The sequence below is a fragment of the Dactylosporangium roseum genome (assembly GCF_025264685.1).
Taxonomy (GTDB): Bacteria; Actinomycetota; Actinomycetes; order Mycobacteriales; family Micromonosporaceae; genus Dactylosporangium; species Dactylosporangium roseum.
In genome coordinates this window covers 8,073,731-8,098,758 of the sequence record NZ_CP073721.1, presented here as the reverse complement: position 1 = coordinate 8,098,758, position 25,028 = coordinate 8,073,731, and the positions used below count along the sequence as shown (strand labels likewise).

General features: G+C 70.7%; 22 protein-coding genes. 20 read left to right on the top strand and 2 right to left on the bottom strand.

Going from position 1 to position 25,028, the window contains the following annotated elements; translation table 11 throughout:
* Positions 1 to 7: 7 nt before the first annotated feature.
* Together Drose_RS38140 and Drose_RS38135 are read right to left on the bottom strand one after the other, a co-directional pair.
* Entirely contained in the window at positions 8 to 1,363 is a 1,356-nt protein-coding gene (locus Drose_RS38140; protein WP_260726040.1) for a hypothetical protein, read from the bottom strand.
* Positions 1,360 to 2,517: a glycosyltransferase family 4 protein gene (locus Drose_RS38135; protein WP_260729957.1), complete on the bottom strand. Its 1,158-nt coding sequence runs from the start codon at positions 2,515 to 2,517 to the stop codon at positions 1,360 to 1,362. The genes Drose_RS38140 and Drose_RS38135 overlap by 4 nt, the downstream gene beginning before the upstream one ends.
* Before the next feature lie 56 nt (positions 2,518 to 2,573).
* Between Drose_RS38135 and Drose_RS38130 the strand changes: the two genes are divergently transcribed.
* The 20 genes from Drose_RS38130 to Drose_RS38035 all read left to right on the top strand — a co-directional run bounded on the left by Drose_RS38130 (position 2,574) and on the right by Drose_RS38035 (position 24,994).
* On the top strand, positions 2,574 to 3,434 hold the full coding sequence (locus Drose_RS38130) for an Fpg/Nei family DNA glycosylase (RefSeq protein ID WP_260726039.1): 861 nt from the start codon (positions 2,574 to 2,576) through the stop codon (positions 3,432 to 3,434).
* Between the two features lie 4 nt (positions 3,435 to 3,438).
* Positions 3,439 to 4,890 carry a DUF2142 domain-containing protein gene (locus tag Drose_RS38125; protein ID WP_260726038.1) on the top strand — a complete coding sequence of 484 codons (1,452 nt, stop codon included), beginning with the start codon at positions 3,439 to 3,441 and terminating at the stop codon, positions 4,888 to 4,890.
* Positions 4,891 to 5,096: 206 nt separating this feature from the next.
* On the top strand, positions 5,097 to 6,614 hold the full coding sequence (locus Drose_RS38120; RefSeq protein WP_260726037.1) for a sugar transferase: 1,518 nt from the start codon (positions 5,097 to 5,099) through the stop codon (positions 6,612 to 6,614).
* A gap of 64 nt (positions 6,615 to 6,678) precedes the next feature.
* The gene (locus Drose_RS38115; RefSeq protein ID WP_260729956.1) at positions 6,679 to 7,866 is read left to right on the top strand and encodes a sensor histidine kinase; all 1,188 of its coding nucleotides are present in this window, start codon (positions 6,679 to 6,681) and stop codon (positions 7,864 to 7,866) included.
* A 5-nt stretch (positions 7,867 to 7,871) separates the two neighbouring features.
* The gene (locus tag Drose_RS38110; RefSeq protein ID WP_260729955.1) at positions 7,872 to 8,645 is read left to right on the top strand and encodes a LytR/AlgR family response regulator transcription factor; all 774 of its coding nucleotides are present in this window, start codon (positions 7,872 to 7,874) and stop codon (positions 8,643 to 8,645) included.
* 69 nt (positions 8,646 to 8,714) lie between these two features.
* Positions 8,715 to 9,413, top strand: coding sequence for a response regulator transcription factor (locus Drose_RS38105; RefSeq protein ID WP_260726036.1), 699 nt, complete (start codon positions 8,715 to 8,717; stop codon positions 9,411 to 9,413).
* Complete coding sequence (locus Drose_RS38100; protein ID WP_260726035.1) at positions 9,410 to 10,429, top strand: HAMP domain-containing sensor histidine kinase; 1,020 nt, start codon at positions 9,410 to 9,412, stop codon at positions 10,427 to 10,429. Before Drose_RS38105 ends, Drose_RS38100 begins: the two co-directional genes overlap by 4 nt.
* Before the next feature lie 450 nt (positions 10,430 to 10,879).
* On the top strand, positions 10,880 to 12,409 hold the full coding sequence (locus tag Drose_RS38095; protein ID WP_260726034.1) for a DUF4153 domain-containing protein: 1,530 nt from the start codon (positions 10,880 to 10,882) through the stop codon (positions 12,407 to 12,409).
* Positions 12,410 to 12,495: 86 nt separating this feature from the next.
* Positions 12,496 to 12,885 (top strand): hypothetical protein, encoded by a 390-nt coding sequence (locus Drose_RS38090; protein ID WP_260726033.1) that lies wholly within the window; start codon positions 12,496 to 12,498, stop codon positions 12,883 to 12,885.
* A complete protein-coding gene (locus tag Drose_RS38085; RefSeq protein WP_260726032.1) occupies positions 12,882 to 14,579 on the top strand; it encodes a sodium/solute symporter in 1,698 nt (565 codons plus the stop codon). Before Drose_RS38090 ends, Drose_RS38085 begins: the two co-directional genes overlap by 4 nt.
* A gap of 50 nt (positions 14,580 to 14,629) precedes the next feature.
* The gene (locus tag Drose_RS38080) at positions 14,630 to 15,394 is read left to right on the top strand and encodes an ABC transporter ATP-binding protein (RefSeq protein WP_260726031.1); all 765 of its coding nucleotides are present in this window, start codon (positions 14,630 to 14,632) and stop codon (positions 15,392 to 15,394) included.
* Positions 15,385 to 17,169, top strand: coding sequence for an ABC transporter permease (locus Drose_RS38075; RefSeq protein ID WP_260726030.1), 1,785 nt, complete (start codon positions 15,385 to 15,387; stop codon positions 17,167 to 17,169). The genes Drose_RS38080 and Drose_RS38075 overlap by 10 nt, the downstream gene beginning before the upstream one ends.
* Positions 17,170 to 17,190: 21 nt before the next feature.
* Positions 17,191 to 17,703, top strand: a complete 513-nt coding sequence (locus tag Drose_RS38070) for a flavin reductase family protein (RefSeq protein ID WP_260726029.1) — start codon at positions 17,191 to 17,193, stop codon at positions 17,701 to 17,703.
* 144 nt (positions 17,704 to 17,847) lie between these two features.
* Positions 17,848 to 18,192 (top strand): DUF485 domain-containing protein, encoded by a 345-nt coding sequence (locus Drose_RS38065; protein WP_260726028.1) that lies wholly within the window; start codon positions 17,848 to 17,850, stop codon positions 18,190 to 18,192.
* A complete protein-coding gene (locus tag Drose_RS38060) occupies positions 18,189 to 19,952 on the top strand; it encodes a solute symporter family protein (protein ID WP_260726027.1) in 1,764 nt (587 codons plus the stop codon). The genes Drose_RS38065 and Drose_RS38060 overlap by 4 nt, the downstream gene beginning before the upstream one ends.
* A 146-nt stretch (positions 19,953 to 20,098) precedes the next feature.
* The gene (locus tag Drose_RS38055) at positions 20,099 to 21,067 is read left to right on the top strand and encodes a UDP-glucuronic acid decarboxylase family protein (RefSeq protein WP_260726026.1); all 969 of its coding nucleotides are present in this window, start codon (positions 20,099 to 20,101) and stop codon (positions 21,065 to 21,067) included.
* A gap of 70 nt (positions 21,068 to 21,137) precedes the next feature.
* On the top strand, positions 21,138 to 22,382 hold the full coding sequence (locus Drose_RS38050) for an LCP family protein (protein WP_390891284.1): 1,245 nt from the start codon (positions 21,138 to 21,140) through the stop codon (positions 22,380 to 22,382).
* Positions 22,383 to 22,746: 364 nt separating this feature from the next.
* Entirely contained in the window at positions 22,747 to 23,826 is a 1,080-nt protein-coding gene (locus Drose_RS38045; protein WP_260726024.1) for an LCP family protein, read from the top strand.
* 9 nt (positions 23,827 to 23,835) lie between these two features.
* Positions 23,836 to 24,174 carry a rhodanese-like domain-containing protein gene (locus Drose_RS38040; RefSeq protein ID WP_260726023.1) on the top strand — a complete coding sequence of 113 codons (339 nt, stop codon included), beginning with the start codon at positions 23,836 to 23,838 and terminating at the stop codon, positions 24,172 to 24,174.
* A gap of 10 nt (positions 24,175 to 24,184) precedes the next feature.
* Positions 24,185 to 24,994, top strand: coding sequence for a glycerophosphodiester phosphodiesterase (locus Drose_RS38035; protein WP_260726022.1), 810 nt, complete (start codon positions 24,185 to 24,187; stop codon positions 24,992 to 24,994).
* Positions 24,995 to 25,028: the final 34 nt, after the last annotated feature.

The following is a 25,028-nucleotide window of genomic DNA, read 5'->3' as shown; positions in this document are numbered from 1 at the left end:
CCAGGCGCTAGCGCGCGGGTCCCGCCTCAGCCGGCACAGCCTCTCGCCGGACGGTCAGCAGCGCCGCCTCGCCGGACAGCAGGAGCAGCCACAGCGTGCTGCCCGTGCCGCCCAGCAGCCACTCGTTGGTCACTGTGCTCACCAGGGCCGCCGGGAACAGCACCAGCAGCCAGGGCGGGGCGTGGGCACGGCGGCGCCACAGGTTCCACGACAGCAGGACCACGCCGACCACGAAGGTCAGCACACCCACGACGCCCGCCTTGCGCAGCGCGGCGATCGGGGCGTTGTCGACCGTCAGCTTGATGTCCGGACCGCTGCTGGCCCGATACACCGTGGCCCGGGCGTCCCGGGTGTTGCCCAGCAGTTTCTCCGCGGCGCTGTCCGCCCGCCAGTCCGCCGCGACCTGCCGCCACGTCTCCACGCGACCGCTGCTCATCCCGGCGTCGCTGCCGTACCGCTCCTTGACGATGAACGACGGCCCGTTGACGGCCAGGACCGCGACCAGCGCGACAGCCGGTACGACCGCCTCCGTCCGCGACACGAAGACATACGCCGCCGCCGCGACGAGCAGCACCAGAAAACCGGTGCGCGAGTCACTGACGCACAGGATCAGCACCGCGAGTGCCACGACGCCGGAGCGCTGCCACCAGGCCGGCGTGCGGTCGGCGCCGATCCGGATCGCGGCCAGCACCGAGACCAGCGCCATCGCGTTCGGGTGGTACAACAGCCAGCGCATGCCCCAGAAGCGGTACTCGAACCCGGTGCCCCACGGGGTGTCCGGCACGACGTGCGGCGAGGTGAACAGGTTGCCCGAGCCGGCGAGCAGCAGCACCGCGAGGCCGAGCACGAACGACGCCGCGATCCCGAGGCTGAACCGCGCGCCGGCGAAGGCGACGACGACCAGCACGACCAGGCCGAAGTACCCGGCGTAGAGCAGCCGCTGCAGCGCGATGTCGGCCTTGAGCACCAGCAGCGCGCCGAGCACACCCAGCACCCAGTACGCGACGCCGAGCCACGCGCCACCGAGGCGCAGCGGCAGGGCGGGCCGGGTCCGGTACGGCCACGCCCAGTACAGCAACAGCAGCCCGGACAGCAGCAGGAGGGTCCACACCACGCCGCCGGTGTCGGTGTACGTCCAGCTCAGCACCCCCGCGCCGACGAAGACCGCGCCCACGACGAGCCCGCGCCAGTCGGCCAGCGGCAGCAGCGACACGCCGAGCGCACCCGTCGCGCCGGCGATCAGCCCGGCGAGCAGGGCCAGCAGCGCGTCGGTGGCGCTGTCGTCGACCGCGAGCTCGACCGCCCCGGCGGCCAGCCCGGCGGCCACCACCGCGGCGATCGTCCACCGGACCCGTACCGTCACGACCGGTCGCGCACCGACTCGTAGATGCCGATCAGGCGCCGGACCAGGATGTCGGGGGAGAAGTGCTCCTCGTACCGGCGCCGGGCGACCTCGGCGAGGGCGGCGGCGCCGTCGGCGGCGGCTCGCAGGCCCTCGGCGAGGGACGCGGCGTCCGGCTGGACGACCCAGCCGGCGTCACCGGCCAGGAACGGCATGCCGCCACGGTCCGTGACCAGCACCGGCCGGCCGCCGGACAGCGCCTCCAGGATGATCGTCGGCAGCACGTCGTGCCACGTCGACGCGGCGATCACGCAGGCCGAGGCCGCGATCTGGGCCCGCGTCCCGGTGTTGTCGAGCGGCCCCACGTAGGTCACGTCGGTGCGTGCGGCGGCGGTGGACTCGGCGAGCGGCCGCAGCGGGCCGTCACCGACGATCCGCAGCTCGCCGAGCGAACCGACCGGATGCCGCTGCCACGCGTCGAGCAGCAGCTCGAGGCCCTTCTCCGGGGTCAGCCGCCCCGCGTAGAGGAACCCGGTGCCCGGCGCGGTCGCCGCACCGCTGTCCGGGATGCCGTTGGGCTTCACCGTGATCCGCTCGGACGGAATGCCGAAGTCGACGAGATGTGCGGCGATCCGGTCGGTCAGCGCGATGAAGTGGTCCACGTGCCGCCAGGTGCCGCGGTGGTACGCGAGGGTCGCCGCCATGACCGCGGACTGTGCCTTCGAGCCGCGGTAGCAGGTGTGCCGGATCGCCGGCAGCGCGAACGCCTTGCCCCGGCACTCGGTGCAGATGCGCCCGTCGCGGAAGTACAGCCCGGGGGCGCAGACCTGCCGGTAGTTGTGCACGGTGTGTACGACGGGCACCCCGTGGGCGTGCGCGGTCTTCACGACCCATGGTGATATGAGTGGATACGGGTTGTGAAGATGCAGAACATCCGGTTTTTCGGCCGCCAGCAGCGCCGCCAGCGCCCGCTGTGCGGCGCCGTTGCGGATCGGTGACAGGGGCAGCAGCACCTTTTGCGCGGTCGAGAACGTGCCGATCTCGTCGGAGCTGCGCAGGAACGGCAGCACCGTGAGCCCGGCCCCCGCGAGCTGCGCCATCTCCGCGTCGACGATGACGTTCTCCCCGGACGGCTGACCGGACGCATACCTGTTGTGCGCGACGACGACCTTCATGGCGGGCTTCATGACGGAAAAAGCCTACGGCCCGCGATTTACGGCAGACTGTACGGGTGCCCGAGCTTCCTGAGGTCGAGGCGCTCGCCGCGTTCCTGCGGGAGCGCGCCGTCGGCCACACCGTCGAGCGGATCGAAGTGTCCGCCATCAGCGCGCTGAAGACCTTCGATCCTCCGATCACCGGTGCCGCCGGTCAGCCGATCACCGGCGCGTCCCGGCACGGCAAGTTCCTCGACATCCACGTGGGTGACGACCTCCACCTCGTCGTCCACCTGGCCCGTGCCGGCTGGCTGCACTATCGCGACGGCTTCAACGCCAAGACGCCGCTCAAGCCCGGCTCCGGCCCGATCGCGCTGCGGGTGCGCCTCGACGACGACAGCGGCTTCGACCTGACCGAGGCCGGCACGAAGAAGAGCCTGGCCGCCTATTTCGTGACCGACCCGCGGCTCGTGCCGGGCGTGTCGCGGCTCGGCCCCGACGCACTGTCGGTCTCCGAGGACGAGTTCGCGGCCGCCATACGGTCACGAAACGGTCAGATCAAGGGTGTCCTCACCGACCAGACCATCCTCGCCGGAGTCGGCAACGCCTACTCCGACGAGATCCTGCACGCCGCCAAGCTGTCCCCCTTCGCGCTCACCAACAAGATCGCCGACGACGCGATGGGCCGGCTCCACGCCGCCATGCGCACCGTCCTCGCCGACGCGGTCACCAGGTCGGTCGGGCAGAAGGCCGCCACGCTCAAGTCCGAGAAGCGCTCCGGGCTCGCGGTCCACGCGCGCACCGGCCTGCCCTGTCCGGTCTGCGGCGACACGGTCCGTGAGGTGTCGTTCGCCGACACGTCGTTGCAGTACTGCCCCACCTGCCAGACCAACGGCAAGCCCTTGGCGGACCGCCGACTGTCCAAGCTCGTACGCTGACGCGGTGCGCCGTGCCTTTTCGTTCGCCTTCGCCGCCTTCTTCCTCTTAGGGGTCGCCTGGGCGCTTGCCCTGCCGGTCAACGGCACGTATGACGAGAAGCAGCACCTGGTCCGCGCCTATGCGGTGTGGACCGGCCAGTGGCTGCCGCACGACCGCGCCGTCGACGCGAGCGGCATCGAGACCCACGCGTTCACCGGTCCGCGCAGCCTCCTGCCGGAAAACGCCGACTGCACCTGGATCGACAAGCCGCAGTACCGCCCCGCCTCCTGTCTGGTCACCAACGGTGATCGCAGCGATACCCTGATGCCGAGCGCGGCCGCGCGGTACAGCCCCGTCTACTATGCGCTCGTCGGGCTCCCGCTGCGGATCAGCCCCGACAACGCCGGCCTCATCGGGTCCCGCGTGCTCTCCGCGGCGCTGACGGCGCTCCTGCTCGCCACGGCCGTGGCGCTCGCCGTCCGCGCCCGCAACCCGCTGCTGACCGCGGCGGTCGTGCTCGCCGCGACCCCGATGGTGATCAACCTCAACGGTTCGATCAACCCCAACGGCATGGAGATCAGCGCCGCGATCCTGCTCTTCGTCGCGCTCCTGACCCGGTCGATCGGCTGGCCGGCGGGGATCGCCGCCGCCCTGCTGTTCACGATCCGCGATCTGGGACCGATGTTTGTGGTGGCAGTGCTGGCCGCGTCACTCTTCGTGACTCGAACGTCACCTCGCGAGCTGCTCCGGCGGCCGTTTCTGGTCCCGGCCGCGGCGGGCGCCGTGTTCGCGATCTTCTGGGCGACCGTCGCCGCGCGCGGCAGCGACCTGGGGACGACCCGCCCGATCCCGCCGACGACATCCGGCGCCATCCTGCGCGACATCGCCGACGCGCGGGCCGAGTTCTGGACCCGCCAGATCATCGGCCAGTTCAACTACGGCGAGACGACGGTGTCGATCGGCATGATCGGGCTGTGGTACCTCCTGATCGCCGCCCTGGTGCTCCCCGCGCTGTACTTCGGCGGCCGCCGCCTGCGGGTGGCCGTCGTGACCACCGGCGTGGCGAGTGCGGCGCTCCTGGTGGCCCTCGAACTCTACTTCGCGCCGAAGGTCGGGCACTTCGCACACGGCCGGTACGTCATGCCCCTCGGCGTCGGCGTGGTGCTCCTGGCAGGGGCGGCCGAACGTTACGCAGCGTGGTTGTCCGATAAGGGCTGGCTTCGGCCGTCCGTGCTGATCGGGGTGGCGTTGACCGTACCGATGCAGCTCTATGCCTTGGCCCGGGTCATGACGCGGTTCCAGCACGGCATCAGCCACGGGCTGGATCCGTTGGGTGGCGCATGGCAACCGCCGGCCGGCAGTTTGCTGCCCCTTCTGTGTTGTTTGGTGGGTGCTGCGCTACTCGGGGTAATTGTCACGCGGAGTTCTGTCCGGCCTACGGCACAGCACTCGACAGCGAACACGTTGAGCAACTAGTGTCGGCCGGTCGTCGTCGGTTGTCACGGCTGCCATGGGACACTCTTGACGTGCTTTCCGGTGTCCGTGAACCAACCGGCAAGACGGACGCAACGCAACCGGTCGAGCAGTTGAGCGCCGCGGTCCAGCATCGCGGTGCGAGAGGACGCACTGAGGTGACCGCTAGTCTCCAACGTCCGGCCACCCCGCCGAGCCGGAGATCGACCTTGGGTGAACTCGACAGTTTCGAGATCCTCCCGGACCACGAGTTGACGACGCCGCTCGGCCCCAACGGCGTGCCCCGCTCCAGTTGGCAGCGCACCAAGCGCGCCTCCCGGTGGCATCGCCCCTATGCCGCGCTCCTGCTCCTGCTCGACCTCGGTGGAGCTGCGCTCGCGAGCCTCACGGCGACGGCCAACCTGGATCCGGACAAGATCACGGCCGGTTTCAAGGGGCAGCCCGGCCTGTTCAACCTGATCGCCTACGTGCTGCTCCCGGCGGTCTGGATCCTGGTTCTGTGGGGCCACGGCGCCTACGACCGGCGATACCTCGGCACCGGCACCGACGAGTTCAAGCGCGTGGTGCGTGCCTCGTGGACCGTCGTGGCGATCGTCGCCTTCGCGGCCTTCGCCTTCAAGACCGACGTGTCCCGGACCTCCGTCGGCGCGGCCCTCATCGGCGCGCTGCTGTTCGTGCTGATGCTGCGCTATCTGGCCCGCCGTGCCCTGCACGTCGGGCGGACCAGGTTCCACCTGGCGACCCATCGGGTGCTGCTCATCGGCACGCTGCAGGAGGCGCTGGAGGTCCACCAGGCGATCGCCCGTGACCCCGCCGCCGGCCTGGTGCCGGTCGGCATCCACCTGACCGAGGGCTACGCGCCGCACCCGAGCGCCACGACCCCGGTGCCCGTGCACGCCGGTCGCGACATCCTCTCCCTGGTCCGTGAGATCAACGCCGACACGATCGCGGTGTGCGGCTCCGCCAGCGCCGAGCCGGTCGAGCTGCGCCGCCTGGCCTGGCAGCTAGAGGGCACCGGCATCGACCTGGCCGTCGCGCCGCAACTGACCGACATCGCGGGCCCGCGGGTGCACATCCGGCCGATCGAGGGCATCCCGCTGCTCTACGTCGAGGAGCCGAAGCTCTCCGGCATCGGCTGGCTGTTCAAGACGGTCATGGACCGCGTGCTCGCGCTCATCGTCCTGCTGCTCGTGCTGCCGTTCTTCCCGATCATCGCCCTGGCGATCAAGATCTCCGATCCCGGCCCGATCTTCTTCCGCCAGCCGCGGGTCGGCCGTGAGGGCAAGACGTTCAAGGTCTGGAAGCTCCGGACGATGTACGTCGACGCCGAAGAGCGCCAGGCCATGCTCGACGGCCAGAACGAGAGCGACGGGCTGCTCTTCAAGATGAAGAACGACCCGCGGGTGTTCAAGGTCGGCAAGTGGCTGCGCGCCACGTCGATCGACGAGCTGCCCCAGATTCTCAACGTCCTGGTCGGCGAGATGTCCCTGGTCGGCCCGCGCCCCTTGCCGGCCGAGGACGGCGACTTCCTGGGCGACGTCCGCCGCCGGCTCCTGGTCCGTCCCGGCATCACCGGCCTGTGGCAGGTGAGCGGCCGGAGCGACCTGTCGTGGGACGACGCGGTTCGCCTGGACCTGTACTACGTCGACAACTGGTCCCTGGTCCTGGACCTCCACACGATGTGGCGGACCGTCGGCGTGGTGGTCTTCCGCAAGGGCGCGTACTAGGCGCCACGGAGGCCTCGACACCGCGAGCTACCCAACGCGGGTGAGGGCGGGCAGCATGAGTGGCGTGGGAGGGAATCTCGCGGCGGCCCTGGTGGTCGTCGTTCTCGCGGCCGCGCTCGCCGCCGCGGTCTACGCCGTCGCCCGGCTGCGCAGCCGGCGAGCCATCGCCACCGCGGCGCAGCGGGCCACGTACGACGTCCTCCACATCGCGGCCCTCGCCGCCGAACCGCTGCGGACCGGGCTCACCGAGGCCGCCGCCGGCAAGGCCGTCCGGCATCTGCGGACCCTCACCGGAGCCGCCGGCATCGCGGTCACCGACGCCGCGCGGATGCTCGCCTTCGACGGTGCCGGAGACCACCACCGCGAACAGGTCGCGGTCGCCGCCGCGAAGGCGGTGACCGCCGGGCGCTCCACCGTGCTCGGCAGTGACGAGTTGCCCTGCGATCTCGTCGACTGCCCGGTGCGCGGCGCGGTGGTCGTGCCGCTGGCGCAGCGGGAAGGAGCCCTGGTCGCGCTGTCCGACGGTCCGCCGGCGCCGGGACTGGTGCAGGCCACCGTCGAGACGGCCCGCTGGGTCGGCACCCAACTCGCGCTGGTCGAGCTCGACACCTCGCGCGCCCGCCTGGCCCGTGCCGAGGTGCGGGCGCTCCGGGCACAGATCAGCCCGCACTTCATCTACAACGCGCTCACCGCGATCGCCAGCTTCGTCCGCACGGATCCTGAGCTGGCCCGTGAGCTCATCCTGGAGTTCGCCGAGTTCACGCGGTACTCCTTCCGCGCGCACGGCGAATTCACGACGCTGGCCGAGGAGCTGCGTTCCATCGACCGGTACCTCACGATCGAGCGTGCCAGGTTCGGCGAACGCCTCCAGGTACGGCTCCAGATCGCCCCCGAAGTCCTGCCGGTGACCCTGCCGTTCCTCTGCTTGCAGCCCCTGGTCGAAAACGCTGTGCGGCACGGGCTGTCACGCAAGCCCGGGATGGGCACGATCAGCATCGTGGCGCGGGACGCCGGCGCCGAGTGTCACATCACGGTCGAAGACGACGGCGTGGGCATGGACCCGGCCGCGCTGCTGTCCAGTGACGACGGCGTCGACACCGGTCAGCACGTGGGCTTGCGCAACGTCGACGATCGGCTACGTTCGGTTTTCGGGGACGGCTTCGGAGTGGTGGTCGAAACCGCACCCGGCGCCGGGACGAAGGTGAGCATGCGGGTGCCGAAGTTCCATCCGGGAGTCAGGAGCAGCGCGTGAAGGGCGTGATCGTCGAGCCGGCCCAGACCGGCTACCTGCGCGTGCTCGCCGTCGACGACGAGGTGCCGGCCCTCGACGAGTTGGCGTACCTCCTGCGCGCCGATCCCCGTGTCGGCAGGCTCCACACCGCCGGCGACGCCACCGAGGCGCTGCGGGTCCTGCGTGACGTCGACGTCGACGTGGTGTTCCTCGACATCCGCATGCCCGGCCTGGACGGCATGGAGCTCGCCCGTGTGCTGGGCCGGTTCGCCAAGCCCCCGGCGGTCGTGTTCGTGACGGCGTACGACGACCGCGCCGCCGAGGCCTTCGACCTGGGCGTCGCCGACTACGTCCGCAAGCCGGTCCGCGCCGACCGGATCGCCGAGTCGCTGCGCCGGGTGCTCGCCGCCCGGCTGGTCCCCGCACACCCGGCGGTGGCGGGGCGGCGGGACCGGCAGGACGACCCGACGATCCCCGTCGAGCTCGCCGGCACGACCCGGATGCTGCCCAGGTCGTCGGTGCGCTGGGTGGAGGCGCAGGGCGACTACGCGCGCCTGCACACCGCCGACGCCTCGCACCTGGTCCGCGTCTCGCTCGCGACGCTCGCCGAGCGCTGGGCCGACGCCGGGTTCGTGCGGGTGCACCGCTCCTACCTGGTGCAACTCAAGCTGATCACCGAGCTGCGGATGACCAACAGCGGATACGTCGTGCTCATCGACGACCACGAGCTGCCGGTCTCGCGGCGCCACACCAGGGAGCTGAAGGACCGTCTTGTGCGCGCCGCCAAGTCGTGGACCTGACGAAGTTCTCCACAAAGCCTCCACATTGCCGACTGAGGCCCTGCACGACCCGGGAATACGCTGCCAAGCATGAACGCAGCAGGGGAGCGCCGGCGAGTGCTGGTCGTCGAGGACGAGCGGATGATCGCCGAGTCCATCGCGGTGCGGCTGCGCGCCGAGGGGTTCGCGGTCGACCAGGCGCACGACGGGCCCTCCGCGGTCGCGGCGGCCAAGCTCATCCGGCCCGACCTGGTCGTTCTCGACGTGATGCTGCCCGGGTTCGACGGCCTTGAGGTCTGCCGGCGGATCCAAGCCGAGCGACCCGTCGCGGTGCTCATGCTCACCGCCCGTGACGACGAGACCGACATGCTGGTCGGGCTGGCGGTCGGCGCCGACGACTACCTCACCAAGCCGTTCTCGATGCGCGAGCTGGCCGCGCGGGTCCACGTCCTGCTCCGGCGGCTTGAACGGCTCGCGCAGGTCCGGCCGGATCCCGACCAGGCCCCGATCATCCTCGGCGATCTGGAGATCAACCGGGCACAGCGGCGGGTCACCCGCGCCGGCGTGGAGGCCCACCTGACCCCGACCGAGTTCGACCTGTTGGTCAACCTCGCCGCGAGGCCCCGGACGGTACTTCCCCGCGAGCGCCTGCTGGCCGAGGTCTGGGGCTGGGCGGACGCGTCGGGGACCCGCACCGTCGACAGCCACATCAAGGCGCTCCGCCGCAAGCTGGGCGCCGACCTGATCAGGACGGTCCACGGCGTCGGTTATGCCCTGGAGTCGGCATGAAGAAGATCCTCGATCTCCTGCCCCGGCCGCTGGATCCGCTGCGGTCGATCAAGCTCAAGCTCGCGGTGCTGCTGTTCGCGTCCGCCTGTGCCGGCCTCGTCGTCTTCCGGATCGGCATCGGCTGGATGCCGCCGACGACGAGCGCGATCGCGCTGATCGTCGGCCTGCTCACCTCGCAGATCCTGGCCCACGGCGTCACCTCGCCGCTGCGCGAGATGACCGCGGCGGCCAAGGCGATGGCCCGCGGCGACTACTCCGTGCGGGTCCGCGCGACGTCGAAAGACGAGGTCGGCCAGCTCGCCGTCGCGTTCAACCAGATGGCGGGGGAACTCGCCGCCGCCGACCAGCAGCGGCGCGAGCTGATCGCCAACGTCTCCCACGAGCTGCGGACGCCCATCTCCGCTGTCCAGGCCGTCCTCGAAAACGTGGTCGACGGGGTCGCCGACCCCGACCCGGCGACGCTGCGCACCGCGCTCGCGCAGACCGAGCGATTGGGCCGCCTGGTGACCGAGCTGCTCGACATCTCGCGTCTGGACGCCGGCGTCGTACCGCTGGAGCGCGAGACCTTCTACATCGAGGACCTGTTGCACGAGGTTGTGGCCGAGGCCGAGGTCAAGGCCACGGCGGCCGGTTACAAGGTCGAGTACCTCTCCTGCTCCTTCCCCGAGAACGCCCTGGTCAGCGCGGACCGGGCCCGTTTGCACCACGTGCTGACCAACCTCGTCGACAACGCCACCCGCCACAGCCCGGACCGCGGCACGGTCACGATCATCGGCCGCAGGGACGCGGACCGGGTCATGATCGAGGTGGTCGACGAAGGTCCCGGCATCCCGAACGCCGAGCGCGAACGAGTCTTCGAGCGGTTCACCCGCGGCGCCCGCGCCTCCGGCGGCGGCACCGGCCTGGGCCTGGCCATCGCGCAGTGGCTGATCCAGCTCCACGACGGCACGATCGCCGTCATCGAACAGCCGGACAACCAGCCCGGCTGCCGCATCCGGGTGTCGCTGCCCGTGTAGCGGTCCTCCGCAGTTCCGTCCCCGCAGCCGCGACCGGCGCATGCCGCCGGTGGTGCGGATCCGTGCGCCCTGAGGAGCCTTGTTGTCATGCCCGCTTCGCCGGACGACCCCGCGAACGACCAGCACCACGACCCCGCACCGGAGGGGGAAGGACCCCCGTCGCCCGAGGCCCGGGACCGGCCGGCGCCGTTCTCACCACCCGCGCCCCGGGCAGCATCGCCGACCGACGCCCCGGCACCCCCGCAAAGCGCCGGGCCCAGCAGTGAAGGCGCCGGGCAAGGCGCCGGGCAAGGCGCCGGGCAAGGTGGCCGGGGTGGTCCACGTGATGACCGCCGGAGCAGCCCGCCGCACAACGGCCCCCGGCCGAGCACGCCGCACCCGAGCGGTGGCCCGCAGGTCGCGAACGTCATCGCCGCATACCCCGCACCGCCGGGTGGTCAGCCTCCGCCGGTGCCACGGCCGGTCAACCCGGCCCTGATCAGCCCGGTCCTGCTCGGGCCGCCCCAGCCGACGCTCTTCCAGCGGCGCTGGCCACAGCGATCCGCCGCGGCCGAGCGGCCGGTCCTCATCGGCGGCATCGTGACCGCTGTCATCGCCGCCGCATCGGTGCCGGTCGACCGGCCGGGCATCGGCTGGCCCACCGCCGGGCTCGGGCTCCTCGTCTCGCTCGCCGTGGTGCTGGTGCGGAGCGGGCGCGGCGCCGGCCGTACCACCCCTGCCGAGGCGACGATCTGGAGCGTCGCGGCGCTGGCGCTGCTCTCGGTCGGCGCGTTCCGCGCGGCCGGCTGGCTCTTCGTACTCTGCCTGCTGGCCGCCTTCGGTTGTGTGGCGCTCGCGGTCGGCCGGGGCCGTCGCGTGCCGGCCGTCCTCACGGCGGTGGTCAACCTGCCGATCGCCGGCTTCCGATCCCTGCCGTGGGTGCGGTGGGGTTTCGTCCGGCAGCGTCATGCCGACGGCGCCGACAATCTGATCCGCCTGACCCTCTCGATCGGCCTCGGTGCGGTGCTGCTCGTCGTGTTCGGTGCCCTGTTCGCCAGCGCGGACGCGGCGTTCGACCGGGTCGTGTCGGGGATTCTGCCCGACTTCTCCGCCGCCACGGTGGTCCGCTGGGTGCTCGTCGCGGTTGTCGCGGCCTGGCTGCTGTTCGGTGCCGCGTATCTCGTCGACAGCCCGTCGTCGATCGGCGACGGGCCGGCCGGCGAGCCGCGCACCGTCCGGCGGATCGAGTGGCTGGTGCCGGTCGGCGCACTGCTGCTGATGTTCGTCCTCTTCGTCGGCATCCAGCTCACGGTGCTCTTCGGTGACCGGGACTACGTGATGCGGACGGTCGGGCTGACCTTCGCCGAGTACGCCCGCAAGGGCTTCTGGCAGCTCCTGGTCGTCACGCTGCTGACCCTCGTCGTCATGGCCGTCACGGTCCGCAAGGCGCCCCGGGCGAAGACCGCCGACCGGGTGCTGCTCAGGGCCGTCCTCGGCCTGCTCGCCGTCTGCTCACTGGTCATCGTCGCGTCCGCGCTCCGCCGGATGGACGTGTACCAGGACGCCTACGGCTTCACCCGGCTGCGGGTCCTGGTCTACGCGTTCGAGCTGTGGCTCGGTGCCCTGTTCGTGCTCGTCCTGATCGCCGGGCTGGGGCGGCGGGCGACCTGGCTGCCGCGGGTCGCGGTCGCGCTCTGGGTCGTGACGCTGCTCGGCCTCGCGGTGCTGAATCCGGACCGGTTCATCGCGGCACGCAACGTCGACCGGGTGAACGCCCACAACGCCGACGTCTGGTACCTGCGGACGCTCTCCGCCGACGCCGCGCCCGAGCTCGACCGGCTGCCACCGGGGGCACGGGAGTGCGCGCTCTCCGACATCTCGGCGGACCTGGCCGAGAGTCCGGACGACTGGCGCGGCTGGAACCTGGGCCGTTCGCAGGCCCGGCAGATCGTTCCCGAGCGGGTGCAGGCCACCGGATACCCCTGCTACCGGCGGTACTGAAGGGTTCGGCGATCGAGCAAGGCCGACGTTCGGACGGGGGACGTCGGCCTTGCTTTTGTTTCGCGAGCGTTGCGAGACTGCGCACCATGGATCCGCCCCGGCCGCGTGTCCGCGTGGTGCTCGGCGACGTCGCCCGCACCCGCATCGACCCGGCGCGGACCCGCGTGGAGCTCGAGGAGCAGAGCCCGGTGGGTGCCGCGCTCGCCCGTGGCCTCGTGCGGGCCCAGCTCGCGGTCGCCGTCCGGCTCGCCGCCGTGGTCGCGGTGGGGCTCGGCGGGCTGCCGCTGTTGTTCGCGGCCGCGCCCGCGGTCGCCCGCGCCCACCTCTTCGGCGTCTCGCTGCCGTGGCTGCTGCTGGGCGTGCTGGCCTACCCGTTCCTGTGCCTGGTCGGCGCCGTCTATGTGCACCTCGCCGAGCGCAACGAGCAGGAGTTCGTCGCCCTGGTCGAGGACCGGGGCGGACAGCAGCAGCCATGAGTTCGTACGCGCTGCCCGCCGTCGTCGCCGTCACCCTCACCACCGTCGCCATCGGGATCTACGGATTGCGGCTCGCCCGTACCACGTCGGACTTCCTGGTCGCCTCGCGCATGGTGAGCCCGAGCTGGAACGCCGCCGCGATCAGCGGCGAGTACCTCTCCGCGGCGAGCTTCCTCGGCGTGGCCGGGCTGGTGCTCAAGCACGGCGTCGACGTGCTCTGGTATCCGGTCGGCTTCGCCGCCGGCTACCTGGCGCTGCTGCTGTTCGTCGCCGCCCCGCTACGCCGCTCGGGCGCCTTCACGCTGCCCGACTTCTGCGAGGTCCGCCTGCGCTCCAAGCGGCTGCGCAAGCTCGCCACCGCGTTCGTCATGTTCATCGGCTGGCTGTACCTGGTGCCGCAACTGCAGGGAGCCGGCCTCACGCTGCAGACGGTCACCGGCGCCCCCTACGCGCTGGGCGCGTTCCTCGTCGGCGTGGTGGTCACGCTCAACGTCGCACTCGGCGGCATGCGGTCGATCACGTTCGTCCAGGCGTTCCAGTACTGGCTGAAGCTCACCGCCCTCGCCGTGCCCTTCGTCTTCCTGCTCATGCAGTGGCAGGCCGACGGCCGTCCCGCGTTGACCGCGCCGGACGGCCCACGCTTCCCGGCGGCGACGAACGTCGTCGTCGACGACTCGACCACCCTCACCGTCGGCGAGCCGACTGCGGTGACGATCCACGGCAAACTCGACGACCGGCAGATCGACGGACCCGTCACTCTCACGCCGGGTGAGCATGTCATCGCCGAAGGTGCGACGCTTGCCTTCCCCGCCGACGCCGCCCTCCCGACGGTCGCCGCGGTGTCGAGCGACAGCCCCGCCGAGTGGCTGCTGCCGGGTGACCACTCGCAGGGACTGTTCGCCACCTACTCGCTGATCCTCGCCACCTTCCTGGGCACCATGGGCCTGCCGCACGTGCTGGTCCGCTTCTACACCAACCCCGACGGCGCCGCCGCCCGGCGGACCACCATGGTCGTCCTCGGCATGGTCGGCGTCTTCTACCTCACCCCGACCCTCTACGGCGTCCTCGGCCGCATCTACACCCCGCAACTGCTCATGACCGGCAACACCGACGCCGTCGTCCTACTGCTGCCCGCGGCCGCGCTCGGCAACGGGATCACCGGCCAACTGCTCAGTGCGCTGGTCGCCGCCGGTGCGTTCGCCGCCTTCCTCTCCGCCTCCTCCGGGCTGCTCACCAGCGTCGCCGGTGTGCTGTCCACCGACGTCCTCGGCCACGGCTCCGTCCGTGACTTCCGCCGGTCGGCGCTGGTCGCCGGGGTGGTGCCGCTGCTGCTCGCCCTGTTCGTCGCGAGCCTCGACGTCTCGCAGGTCGTCGGGCTGGCGTTCGCCGTGGCCGCGTCGAGCTTCTGCCCGCTGCTCGTGCTCGGCATCTGGTGGCGCGGGCTCACCGCGGTCGGCGCCGCGGCCGGCATCGTCGTCGGCGGCGGGGCGGCGGCCTCGGCGGTACTGCTCACGGTCCTCGGCGGGCCGCTGGACGGCTGGGCCGGCGTGCTCACCACCCAGCCCGCGGCGTGGTCGGTGCCGTTGGCGTTCCTGGTGATGATCTCGGTGTCGCTGTTCACCAGGCACCGCTTGCCCTCCGGGGTCGGAGCGATCATGCTTCGCCTGCACGCGCCGGATGCGCTGCGCATGTAGCGGGGGTAGCGGGGGTGGCGGGGGTGGCGGGTGTGACCTACGGTCGGACTGTGACGGATCGGGAGCCGGATTCGGCCCTCGCGCTGCGGGGGCTCACCAAGCGTTTCGAGGACAAGGTCGCGGTCGCCGGGGTCGATCTCGACGTCCCGACCGGATCGTTCTTCGGCCTGCTCGGTCCCAACGGAGCCGGCAAGACGACCTCCCTGTCCATGGCGGTCGGCCTGCTGCGCCCGGACGCCGGCCACGCCTATGTGCTCGGCCACGACGTCTGGTCCGACCCGGTGGAGGCCAAGCGGCGCCTCGGCGCGCTGCCCGACTCGGCCCGTATGTTCGACCGGCTCTCCGGCAGTGAGCTGCTCGCGTACACCGGCCTGCTCCGCGGCCTGCCGCAGGACGTGATCGACACCCGCGCGGCGGAGCTGCTCGACGTGCTGGGCCTCGCCGACGCGGGTCGCACGCTGGTCGTCGACTACTCGGCCGGCATGAGGAAGAAGATCGGCCTGGCCTGCGCGATGCTGCACGCTCCGCGCCTGCTGGTGCTCGACGAGCCGTTCGAGGCGGTCGATCCGGTTTCCGGCGCGCTCATCCGCGACATCCTGATCCGATACGTCCGCAACGGCGGCACGGTGATCTTCTCCAGCCACGTCATGGAGGTCGTCGAGCGCCTCTGCACGCACATCGCGATCCTCGCCGACGGCCAGATCAAGGTCGTCGGCACGATCGACGAGGTCCGCGGCGGGCGCGAGCTGGAGGACGTCTTCGTCGACGTCGTCGGCGGCCGGGTGGCGACCGGCGCGGAGCTCTCGTGGCTGTGACACCACCGCCGCCCGAACCGTACATTCCCGCCCAGCGGACCGCACCGGTCGAGGCGCCGGCCGTTCCGGTCGCCGCCGGCCGGCCCAAGGTCAGCTACTTCGTCCGGCTCAAGCTGCGCATCCTGCGCAACAGCCTCCGTCCGGGCCGCCGTCACCGAGGCGACCAGAAGTCCCGCTGGTTCGGCCGGCACTCGCGGCTGATCCTGTTCGTCCTCGGCGCGCTGCTCGGCCTGTGGATGGCGTTCATCGGCTTCACCGCGTTCGCCGGCAGCAGCATCGCGGGCGGCGACCTCCGCCGGGTGGTCGCCGCGCTGGCCGGCGCCGGTGTGGTCCTCGCCTGGGTCTTCCTCCCGCTGCTGTTCTTCGGCGTCGACGAGACGCTCGACCCGGCCCGGTTCGCACTGCTGCCGGTGCCCCGCCGCACGCTGGTGCTCGGCATGCTCGCAGCCGCGTTCGTCGGCATCCCGCCGGTCGTCACGTTCCTCGCCACACTCGGCTCGCTGATCGGCGCGATCGGCGACGGCGGGATCGCCGCCGGGGCCGTCGCAGTGGTCGGCTCGCTCGTTGGCCTCGCCCTGTGCGTCGCCGCCAGCCGCGCGGTGACCAGCGCGTTCGCCCGGATGCTGCGGTCGCGCCGGGTCCGTGACCTGGCCGCCCTGCTCATCGCCCTGCTCGGCATCTCCTGCAACCCGCTGTTCCAGCTTATGTTCGCGATCGTGCGGCACGGCGAGTCGAAGCAGGCCACGACCATCGCCGAGATCCTGTCCTGGACCCCGCTGGCCGCGCCGTACGTCGCCTATCTCGACGCCATCGACGGCGACTGGGCGCTCGTGGCGGCCCGGCTGCTCATCGGCGTGGCCGGGGTGGCCGCGCTGCTGTGGTGGTGGCTGCGGACGATCGAGTCGGCGATGCTCGGCACCACGTCGGGCCCGGGTGCGGCACGGAAGGCCGCGCCGACCGGCCGCCCGGTGCACACGTTCCTGCCCGGCGTCGTGCGGCTCCTGCCCACCGGCCGCTTCGCCGGCCTGTTGGCCCGCGAGATCCGGTACTGGCTGCGCGACCCGCGCCGCCGCGCCAGCCTGATCTCCCTCCTGGCCGCGTCGATCGTCATCCCGTTCGCCTTCACGTTCGGCACCCGGGCCGGCGGCTCGGCGACCGGGCCGGGTGCGGGCACCGCCGGCGGGCTCAGCGACAACGCGCTGGTCTACTCGCTGCTCTTCGCCGGTGCGTTCGTCGGGCTGGTGCTGGTCAACCAGTTCGGCAACGACGGCACCGCCTATGCGCTGCACATGCTTACCAACGTGCCGGGCCAGGTCGAGCTGGCCGCCCGCGCGCTCGGCGTCGGCATCCTCACCTTCCCGCTGCTCGCCGGGGGCACCGTCGTGGTCTCGGTGCTCACCGGCCACGCGGCGCAGCTACCGGCGGCGCTCGGCGTCGGCCTGTGCGCGTTCGGCATCTCCGTCGGCGCCGCGGGCATCATGTCGGTGATCGCGCCGTATCCGATGCCGGACACGAACAACCCGTTCGCGATGAACACCGGCCGGGGCAGCGTCAAGAGCCTGCTCTCGTTGGTCAGCATGATCGTCACGTGGGTGCTCACGGCGCCGCTGACCGTCGCGTTCGCGCTGCTGCCCGCCGCCCTGAGCTGGCTCATCCTGCCGGCGGGCCTGATCTGGGGCTTCGCGCTGGCGTGGGTCGGCACCCGGGTCGCCGGGCACCTGCTGGAGCGCCGCGCGCCGGAGGTGCTGGTGGCGGTTACGCCGAAGAAGGCGTAGGCCGGTCCGTACACACCGGTCATGTCCGACAATGGTGCGGTGAACATCCACGCCTCGGATCCGTTCGCCACCCCGGAGGACCAGCGCTCGCCGGTGCGGCGCCTGCGCGGCCGGCTGCCCGCCGCCGTCACGCTGTGGACGGCGAACCCCAGCGTCGGACTCACCGTGTCATCGACGCTTGTCGTCGACGGCGACCCGGGCCGCGTGGTGGGGCTGGTCGACGACGAGAGCGACCTCTGGCCGGTGCTGGAGCGCGGCGGGCGGTTCGCCGTCACCCTGCTGGGCGCCGACGACCAGCAGCTCGCCGACCGGTTCGCCGGGCTCATGCCCGCACCGGGCGGCCTGTTCGCCACCGGTGACTGGCGGCAGACCGACTGGGGGCCGGTGCAGCCGGGCCGGACGTGGGCCGGCTGCCGGTTCGACGGTGCGCGGCCGCTCGGCTGGTCGCTGCTCGTCGAGGGGACGATCGAGCACATCGATATCGAAGAGGCGGGCGCGCCGCTCATCCACGAGCGGGGGAGGTATCGCCGGTAAGCGGTGTGACGGGTGTCACCGGGCGCACCCATCCTGCCGCTGGGCGCACCGCCGGACCCCTGCCAGGCGGAGATCTTCACCGCTGCCTGCCGGGTCCCTACCGTGCGCGTACTTACACCCCAACCGGCAGGTGGTGATCCCCCCATGAGCACCGAGACACCGGTGCCCGCGGGCACCGACGAGAACCGATACGTCGCGGTGGCCCGCACACCGGAGTTCGACGCACTGCGCCGCGCCCTGCGGCGGTTCGTGTTCCCCGTGTCCGCCGCGTTCCTCGTCTGGTACGCGCTGTACGTCCTGCTGTCCGCCTACGCCCGTGGCTTCATGAGCACGAAGGTCGTCGGTCACGTCAACATCGCGCTGATCTTCGGGCTGTTGCAGTTCGTGTCGACGTTCCTGATCGCCTGGCTGTACGCGCGGTACGCCGACCGCAAGATCGACCCGCTCGCCGACGACCTGCGCGTGAAGATCGAGGGAGGCGAGCAGTGAGCGAGACCTACCTCGCGGTGTCCGCGACCACGACCCGCACGCTGACGCTGACGCTCTTTGTCGTGCTGGTCGCGGTCACGCTCGGGATCACCGTCTGGGCCAGCCGCCAGACGCGCAGCGCGGCCGACTTCTACGCCGGCGGCCGGTCGTTCACCGGCTTCCAGAACGGCATGGCGATCGGCGGCGACTACATGTCGGCGGCGAGCTTCCTCGGCATCGCCGGCCTCATCGCGCTCAACGGCTACGACGGCTTCCTGTACTCCATCGGCTTCCTGGTCGCCTGGCTGGTGGCCCTGTTGCTGGTGGCCGAGCTGATGCGCAACTCCGGCCGCTACACCATGGCCGACGTGCTCGCCTTCCGCATGCGGCAGGCACCCGTCCGTACCGCCGGATCCATCTCCACGATCGTGGTCTCGATCTTCTACCTGCTCGCCCAGATGGTCGGCGCCGGCGCTCTGGTGGCACTGTTGCTCGGCATCAAGGCCGGGGACACGTTCCTCGGGATGAGCGCCGAGACCGCGAAGATCGTGACGATCGCTCTCATCGGCGTGCTGATGATCGTGTACGTGACGGTCGGTGGCATGAAGGGCACGACCTACGTCCAGATCGTCAAGGCGTTCATGCTGATGATCGGCGCGCTGCTCCTGACGCTGCTGGTGTTCGCCGCCTTCAAGTTCAACCTGTCGTCCCTGCTCGGCGAGGCGGCCGCCAAGTCCGGCCGCACCCCGCCCGAGGCGTTCCTCGAGCCCGGCCTGCGCTACGGCCGTGAGTTCGCCGGCAATGCCGCCGCGACACTGGCGAGCAAGCTCGACCTGATCTCGCTCGGTCTCGCCCTGGTGCTCGGCACCGCCGGCCTGCCGCACATCCTGATCCGCTTCTACACGGTGCCGAACGCCAAGGCGGCCCGGAAGAGCGTGGTCTGGGCGATCGGCATCATCGGCGTCTTCTACCTGATGACCCTGGCCCTGGGCTTCGGCGCCGCGGCGCTGGTCGGCCGGCAGGCCATCCTGGCCCAGGACCCAGGCGGCAACACGGCGGCACCACAGCTCGCCGAAGCGCTCGGGAAGCGCTACCTCGGCGGCGACTTCGGCGGATCGCTGCTCCTGGCGGTCATCGCCGCCGTCGCCTTCGCCACCATCCTGGCGGTCGTCGCCGGCCTCACCCTGGCGTCGTCCTCCTCGCTGGCACACGACCTCTACGCCAACGTGGTCAAGCGCGGCCAGACGACCGAGCGGCAGGAGGTCGTCGTCGCCCGGTACGCCGCGTTCGTCATCGGCGCGGTGGCGATCGTCCTCGGCGTCTTCGCCCGCAACCTCAACGTGGCCTTCCTCGTCGCGCTGGCGTTCGCGATCGCCGCGTCGGCCAACCTGCCGGCGATCCTGTTCTCGCTCTTCTGGAAGCGGTTCAACACCCGGGGCGCGACCTGGGGCATCTACGCCGGTCTGCTGTCCGCGGTCGGCGTGGTGCTGTTGAGCCCGATCGCCTGGGGCGGCGTCAGCGACGCGCGCACCCCGGCGACGCTCACCGCAGCGCAGGCGAAGACCTGCGGCGTGGCGAAGGAGTCGAAGGCGGTCTCCAACGCGACGGCGCTGTTTAGCTGCACCACGGCGGCGCCGATCCCGCTGGAGAACCCGGGTCTGATCTCGATCCCGATCGGGTTCATCTTCGCCGCGATCGGCGCACTCACCAGCAAGGAGCGCGACCCGGACAAGTTCGCGGAACTGGAAGCCCGTTCAATGACCGGCGCCGGCGCACACTAACCCCCCATTTCGGCGTTGATCTTGCAGTTGTGGTGCCGACAAACCCGGACAAGTTGGGAGTGTCAAGGCACCACAACTGCAAGATCAACACCATCGGCGGGGTCGGCGCGCGGGGCCGGTCCCCGGCAGGCGTTAGGCTGTTGCTCATGGTCGTTGCGCAGCGTTACGGCGAGGGGCACCGGATTCTGCTCACCGGTGGAGCCGGATTTGTCGGGTCTCACCTCGCCGATGCCCTGATCGAGCGCGGCGCGCACGTGGTGGCGGTCGACAATTTCATCACCGGCAGTAAGGACAATGTCGCACGCCTGGTCGACCACCCTCGATTCACGCTCGTCGAGGCGGACGTCAGCGAGCCGCTGCCGCCCGTCGAGCCGCTGAGCGCGCGGTTCGACGCGATCATGCACTTCGCGTCGCCGGCCAGCCCGACCGACTTCGAGCAGCTCCCCGTGGAGATCCTGCGGGTGGGTTCGCTCGCGACCCTCCAGTTGCTGGAGCGGGCCGTCGCCGACGGCGCCCGGTTCATCCTGGCGTCCACCTCGGAGGCCTATGGTGACCCGCTGGTCCATCCGCAGCCGGAGACCTACTGGGGCAACGTCAACCCGATCGGCATCCGCAGCGTCTACGACGAGGCCAAGCGCTTCTCCGAGGCCGCCACGATGGGCTACCACCGTGGCCGCGGCGCCGACGTGGGCATCGTGCGGATCTTCAACACCTATGGCGAGCGCATGCGCCCCGACGACGGCCGGGCGATCCCGACGTTCATCACCCAGGCGCTGCGTGGCGAGCCGATCACCGTCCACGGCTCGGGCACCCAGACACGGTCGATCTGCTACGTGTCCGATCTCGTCCGGGGCATCCTGCTGCTCCTCGATTCGACGGCCACCGGCCCGATCAACTGCGGCACCGAGCACGAGATGACCATGCTCGAGCTGGCGAACACGATCGTGCGCCTTTCCGACAGCACCTCTCGGGTGGCACTCATCGCGCGCACGGCCGACGACCCCGAGCGTCGGCGTCCCGACCTTACAAAGGCCCGTGAGCTGCTCGGATATGAGCCGTTGGTCGGTCCCGAGGAAGGGCTCGCACGCACGGTAGCGTATTTCAAGGCCCGGTGACTCTCCCCGGATCGTGCCGCGCCAGCCGCGGTTGCGTGGCGGTGCGACGGCTGGTTCGTATGGTGGTTTCATGCCCACCACGCCTGCCTCCAACGGCCCCTCCTCGGGACGCGCTCGAGTGCCCGGCTCGCTCGCACCGACGTCAGGTGCGCGCGCCCGTGTGTCGGCCGCAGCCCCGACCAGTCCGTCTGCGCCGGGCGTCTACGGCCGTTCGTCCTCGGGTCGTGGCGGCGCGGGCCTGCCGCCGCGACGCGGCCACGAATTCTCCGGCAAGAAGAGGATCCGCCCCCGCTGGGGCCGCATCGCCCTGGTCGCCGGCGGCGCGATCGTCGTCCTTGCCCTGCTCGCCGGCCTCGGTGGGTTCATCTACTACAAGCACGTCGACTCCGGCCTGCAGCGCGAGGACCCGTTCTCGGATATCACCGGCGGCCGTCCGGCGAAGGTGGCCGACGGCGCGCTGAACATCCTGCTGCTCGGCAGCGACTCCCGCGACCCCGACAGCAAGGGCAAGGCGGGCGAGTGGCGCACCGACACGATGATCGTGCTGCACATCCCCGCGGGCCACGACAAGGCCTACCTGGTCTCCATGCCGCGTGACCTCTACGTCCACGTCCCCAAGAGCAAGGCCAACCCGCAGTACGGCGACACGATGGCCAAGCTCAACGCGTCCTTCTCGTGGGGTGGCACGCCGCTCACCGTGCAGACGATCGAGGAGTACACGCAGGTCCGGATGGACCACGTGCTGCTCATCGACTTCGCCGGCTTCAAGCAGGTGATCGACGCGCTCGGCGGTATCGACATGAACGTGGAGCGGGACATCACCTCGGTCCACCCGCCGAAGCGGCAGTTCAAGAAGGGCATGAACCACTTCAACGGCGACGAGGCCCTCGACTACGCGCGGCAGCGGTACCAGTTCCCCGACGGTGACTTCGCCCGTATGCGGCACCAGCAGGAGATGATGAAGGCGATCTTGGACAAGGCGGTCAGCTCCGGGACGGTGACCAACCCCGGCAAGCTCAACGCCTTCCTGAAGGCCGTCACCAAGGCGATGACCGTCGACAAGGACTTCTCGCTCGCCGACATGGCGCTGCAGTTCCGCAACCTCCGCAGCGACGACCTGACGTTCCTCGTCAGCCCGCACGACGGCAGCAAGAGGGTCAACGGCGAGGACGTCGTGGTGCCGAACAAGGAGAAGGCGACCGCCCTCTACACCGCGATGCGCACCGACAAGATGGCCGAATGGGCGGTCACGAACGCGCCGAAGCCGAAGGGGTCGAGCCAGCCGTCAACCGGAGCTACCACCAAGGCGAAGTGATAATTCCGGCAATCCCGGGCATGTCTCCTCCGCGTCGGGGTTGCATGCCCGGGCTGTCGTATAGATCTCATTGCCGAGGCGGCACTCCGGCGAGTAAAAATCGCCTGTTCCGCGGTTCCTGAACGATCTTGCGCAGTGGCTCTGGTGCGCATTCTTTCCGCCGCGAACGTAGACTCGGATTGATTCCCGCTATTGTGCGGGCGGCCGGCTCGGGGGCATGCGGATGCGACAGGACCAGGCGTCCAGCGGTGACGGTGGCGACACTCGGGCGGCGGAAACGACCAAAAAGGTCGTCGGAGACGAAACCGCACAACCGACCGAGGCCGACGCTGCACCGGCCACCCCGGAGATGAGACCCGCGCCGGTGAAACTTCCCGGCCGCGATCCGATCTGGGCCAAGTCGTTCATCGTCTTCGGCGTCATCCTCGTTGTGCTCGCCGGCATCGCGATCACGGCCACCCGGGTGCTCGCCAGCCGATACAGCGGCAGCGTCAACCAGCAGACGCTCCTCGGCGAGAACTCCCGCGTCGGCGGCGGGGAGGCCGCCGCGAAGCACCGCGACATCAGGGGCCCGCTCAACTTCCTGCTGCTCGGCTCGGACCAGCGCGCCCTCGACCCCGAGGACGGGCAGCGCTCCGACTCGATCATCATCGTGCACATCCCGTCCAGCCTGGACCGCGCCTACCTGCTGTCCATCCCGCGCGATCTGCGGGTGCGCATTCCCGCGTTCCCGGCGACCGGCTTCGACGGCGCCGCGCATGAGAAGATCAATGGCGCGTTCCAGTACGGCGGCGGCGGCCAGGGCGGCGTCCAACTCCTCGCCGAGACGTTGACCGGCGTGCTCGGCATCCGCTTCGACGGTGCCGCGATCGTCAACTTCGACGGCTTCAAGGCCGCCGTCGACCTGCTCGGCGGCGTCGACATGTGCATCGACCAGAAGGTCACCTCGATCCACCTCGGCTACGACGAGAACGGCAACTACAAGGACCCGACCAAGGGCGGCCGCCCGGCCGTCTACGAGGCCGGCTGCCACCACCTGGAGTCCTGGCAGGCGCTCGACCTGGTCCGGCAGCGCAAGAGCCTGGCCAACGGCGACTACGACCGCCAGAAGAACCAGCAGAAGTTCATCCGGGCGCTGCTGGACAAGGCGCAGCAGAAGGATCTGACCACCAACCCGATCGCCCTGGACAAGTTCATCCGGGTGATCGGCCAGGCGCTCACCGTCGACACCAACGGCGTTTCGCTCGCCGACCTGATGTTCGGCCTGCGCAAGGTCAGCCCCAACAACCTGATCGGTCTCCAGGTGCCCTCCGAGCCGCAGGACATCGGCGGCATCTCCTACGTGGTCGCCCTGCCGGAAGCCGAGTCGCTCTACGCGGCCATGCGTGATGACCAGTTGGACTCGTGGGCGGTCGAGAACCCGACCTGGGTCAACCACATGTAGCCTGGCGAAGTGTTCAGGGGACCTTCAGTTCCGACCGTCTCGATCAACGACGTCACCGAGGATGCCTTCATCCTCGACGTCCGCGAGGACGACGAGTGGGCCGCCGGTCACGCGCCGGAGGCCATGCACCTGCCGATGATGCAGATCCCGATCCGGATCGACGAGATCCCCGCCGACCGCGACGTGGTCGTGGTCTGCCGGGTCGGCGGCCGGTCGGCTCAGGTCGTCGCGTTCCTCCAGCAAAACGGGCTGGAGCGCACGATCAACCTCGACGGTGGCATGGCGCATTGGGCCGCCGCCGGCCGGCCGATGGTGAGTGAGGACGGCGGTGCTCCTCGGGTCGCCTGAGCGGCCATTGGTGTTCGCGCACCGGGGATCGTCGCGACGACATGCCGAGCACACCCTCGACGCCTACCTGCTGGCGATCGAGGAGGGTGCCGACGGCCTCGAGTGCGACGTGCGCCTCACCCGCGACGGACACCTCGTCTGCCTCCACGACTCCCGCATCGACCGGACGAGTGACGGTCGTGGCCGGGTGAGTGTGCAGACCCTGGCCGAGCTCGACCGCTTCGACTTCAGCTCCTGGCGGGCCGACCTGCCGGACTCACCCGACGAGCTCATCATCGACCGGCAGTTGGTCGACGACCGATGGCGCGGCCGCGTGCTGACCCTCGACCGGCTGCTCGGGGTGGCCACCGACGCGGGCCGGCCGATGCGGCTGCTGATCGAGACGAAGCACCCGACCCGGCACGGCAGTGCCGTGGAGCTCGCCCTGCTGCAGCTTTTGCGGCGGTACGGGCTGGATCGTTCGGATCCGGAGCGCGCCCTCCAGGTGACGGTCATGTCGTTCTCGGCGACCGCGATCCGCCGCGTGCGTCAACAGGCACCCACCGTGCCGACCGTCATGCTCATCGACGTGTGGTCGGTGCCGAACCGGATCGGCTGGATGCCACCCGGCAGCAGCATCGCGGGCCCGGGCGTGCAGTTGCTGCGAGCCGCACCCGAGACGGTCGAGCGTCTCCACCGGCGGGGCTTCCCGGTCTACGTCTGGACGGTCAACGAGCCCGACGAGGTTGATCTGGTGGTCAAGCTGAAGGCCGACGGGATCATCTCCGACCGGCCCGCGTACGTCATCGACCGCCTCCGCGAACTGGGCCTCCGCGACTGACCGGCGCTGGCGACGGATTCCGCCGTCGTGAACG

Coding starts and splice junctions, on each gene's coding strand:
- Drose_RS38050 (WP_390891284.1), top strand. CDS start 21,138: ATGCCCACCACGCCTGCCTCCAACGGCCCCTCCTCGGGACGCGCTCGA.
- Drose_RS38070 (WP_260726029.1), top strand. CDS start 17,191: ATGTCCGACAATGGTGCGGTGAACATCCACGCCTCGGATCCGTTCGCC.
- Drose_RS38085 (WP_260726032.1), top strand. CDS start 12,882: ATGAGTTCGTACGCGCTGCCCGCCGTCGTCGCCGTCACCCTCACCACC.
- Drose_RS38055 (WP_260726026.1), top strand. CDS start 20,099: ATGGTCGTTGCGCAGCGTTACGGCGAGGGGCACCGGATTCTGCTCACC.
- Drose_RS38105 (WP_260726036.1), top strand. CDS start 8,715: ATGAACGCAGCAGGGGAGCGCCGGCGAGTGCTGGTCGTCGAGGACGAG.
- Drose_RS38090 (WP_260726033.1), top strand. CDS start 12,496: ATGGATCCGCCCCGGCCGCGTGTCCGCGTGGTGCTCGGCGACGTCGCC.
- Drose_RS38135 (WP_260729957.1), bottom strand. CDS start 2,517: ATGAAGGTCGTCGTCGCGCACAACAGGTATGCGTCCGGTCAGCCGTCC.
- Drose_RS38065 (WP_260726028.1), top strand. CDS start 17,848: ATGAGCACCGAGACACCGGTGCCCGCGGGCACCGACGAGAACCGATAC.
- Drose_RS38100 (WP_260726035.1), top strand. CDS start 9,410: ATGAAGAAGATCCTCGATCTCCTGCCCCGGCCGCTGGATCCGCTGCGG.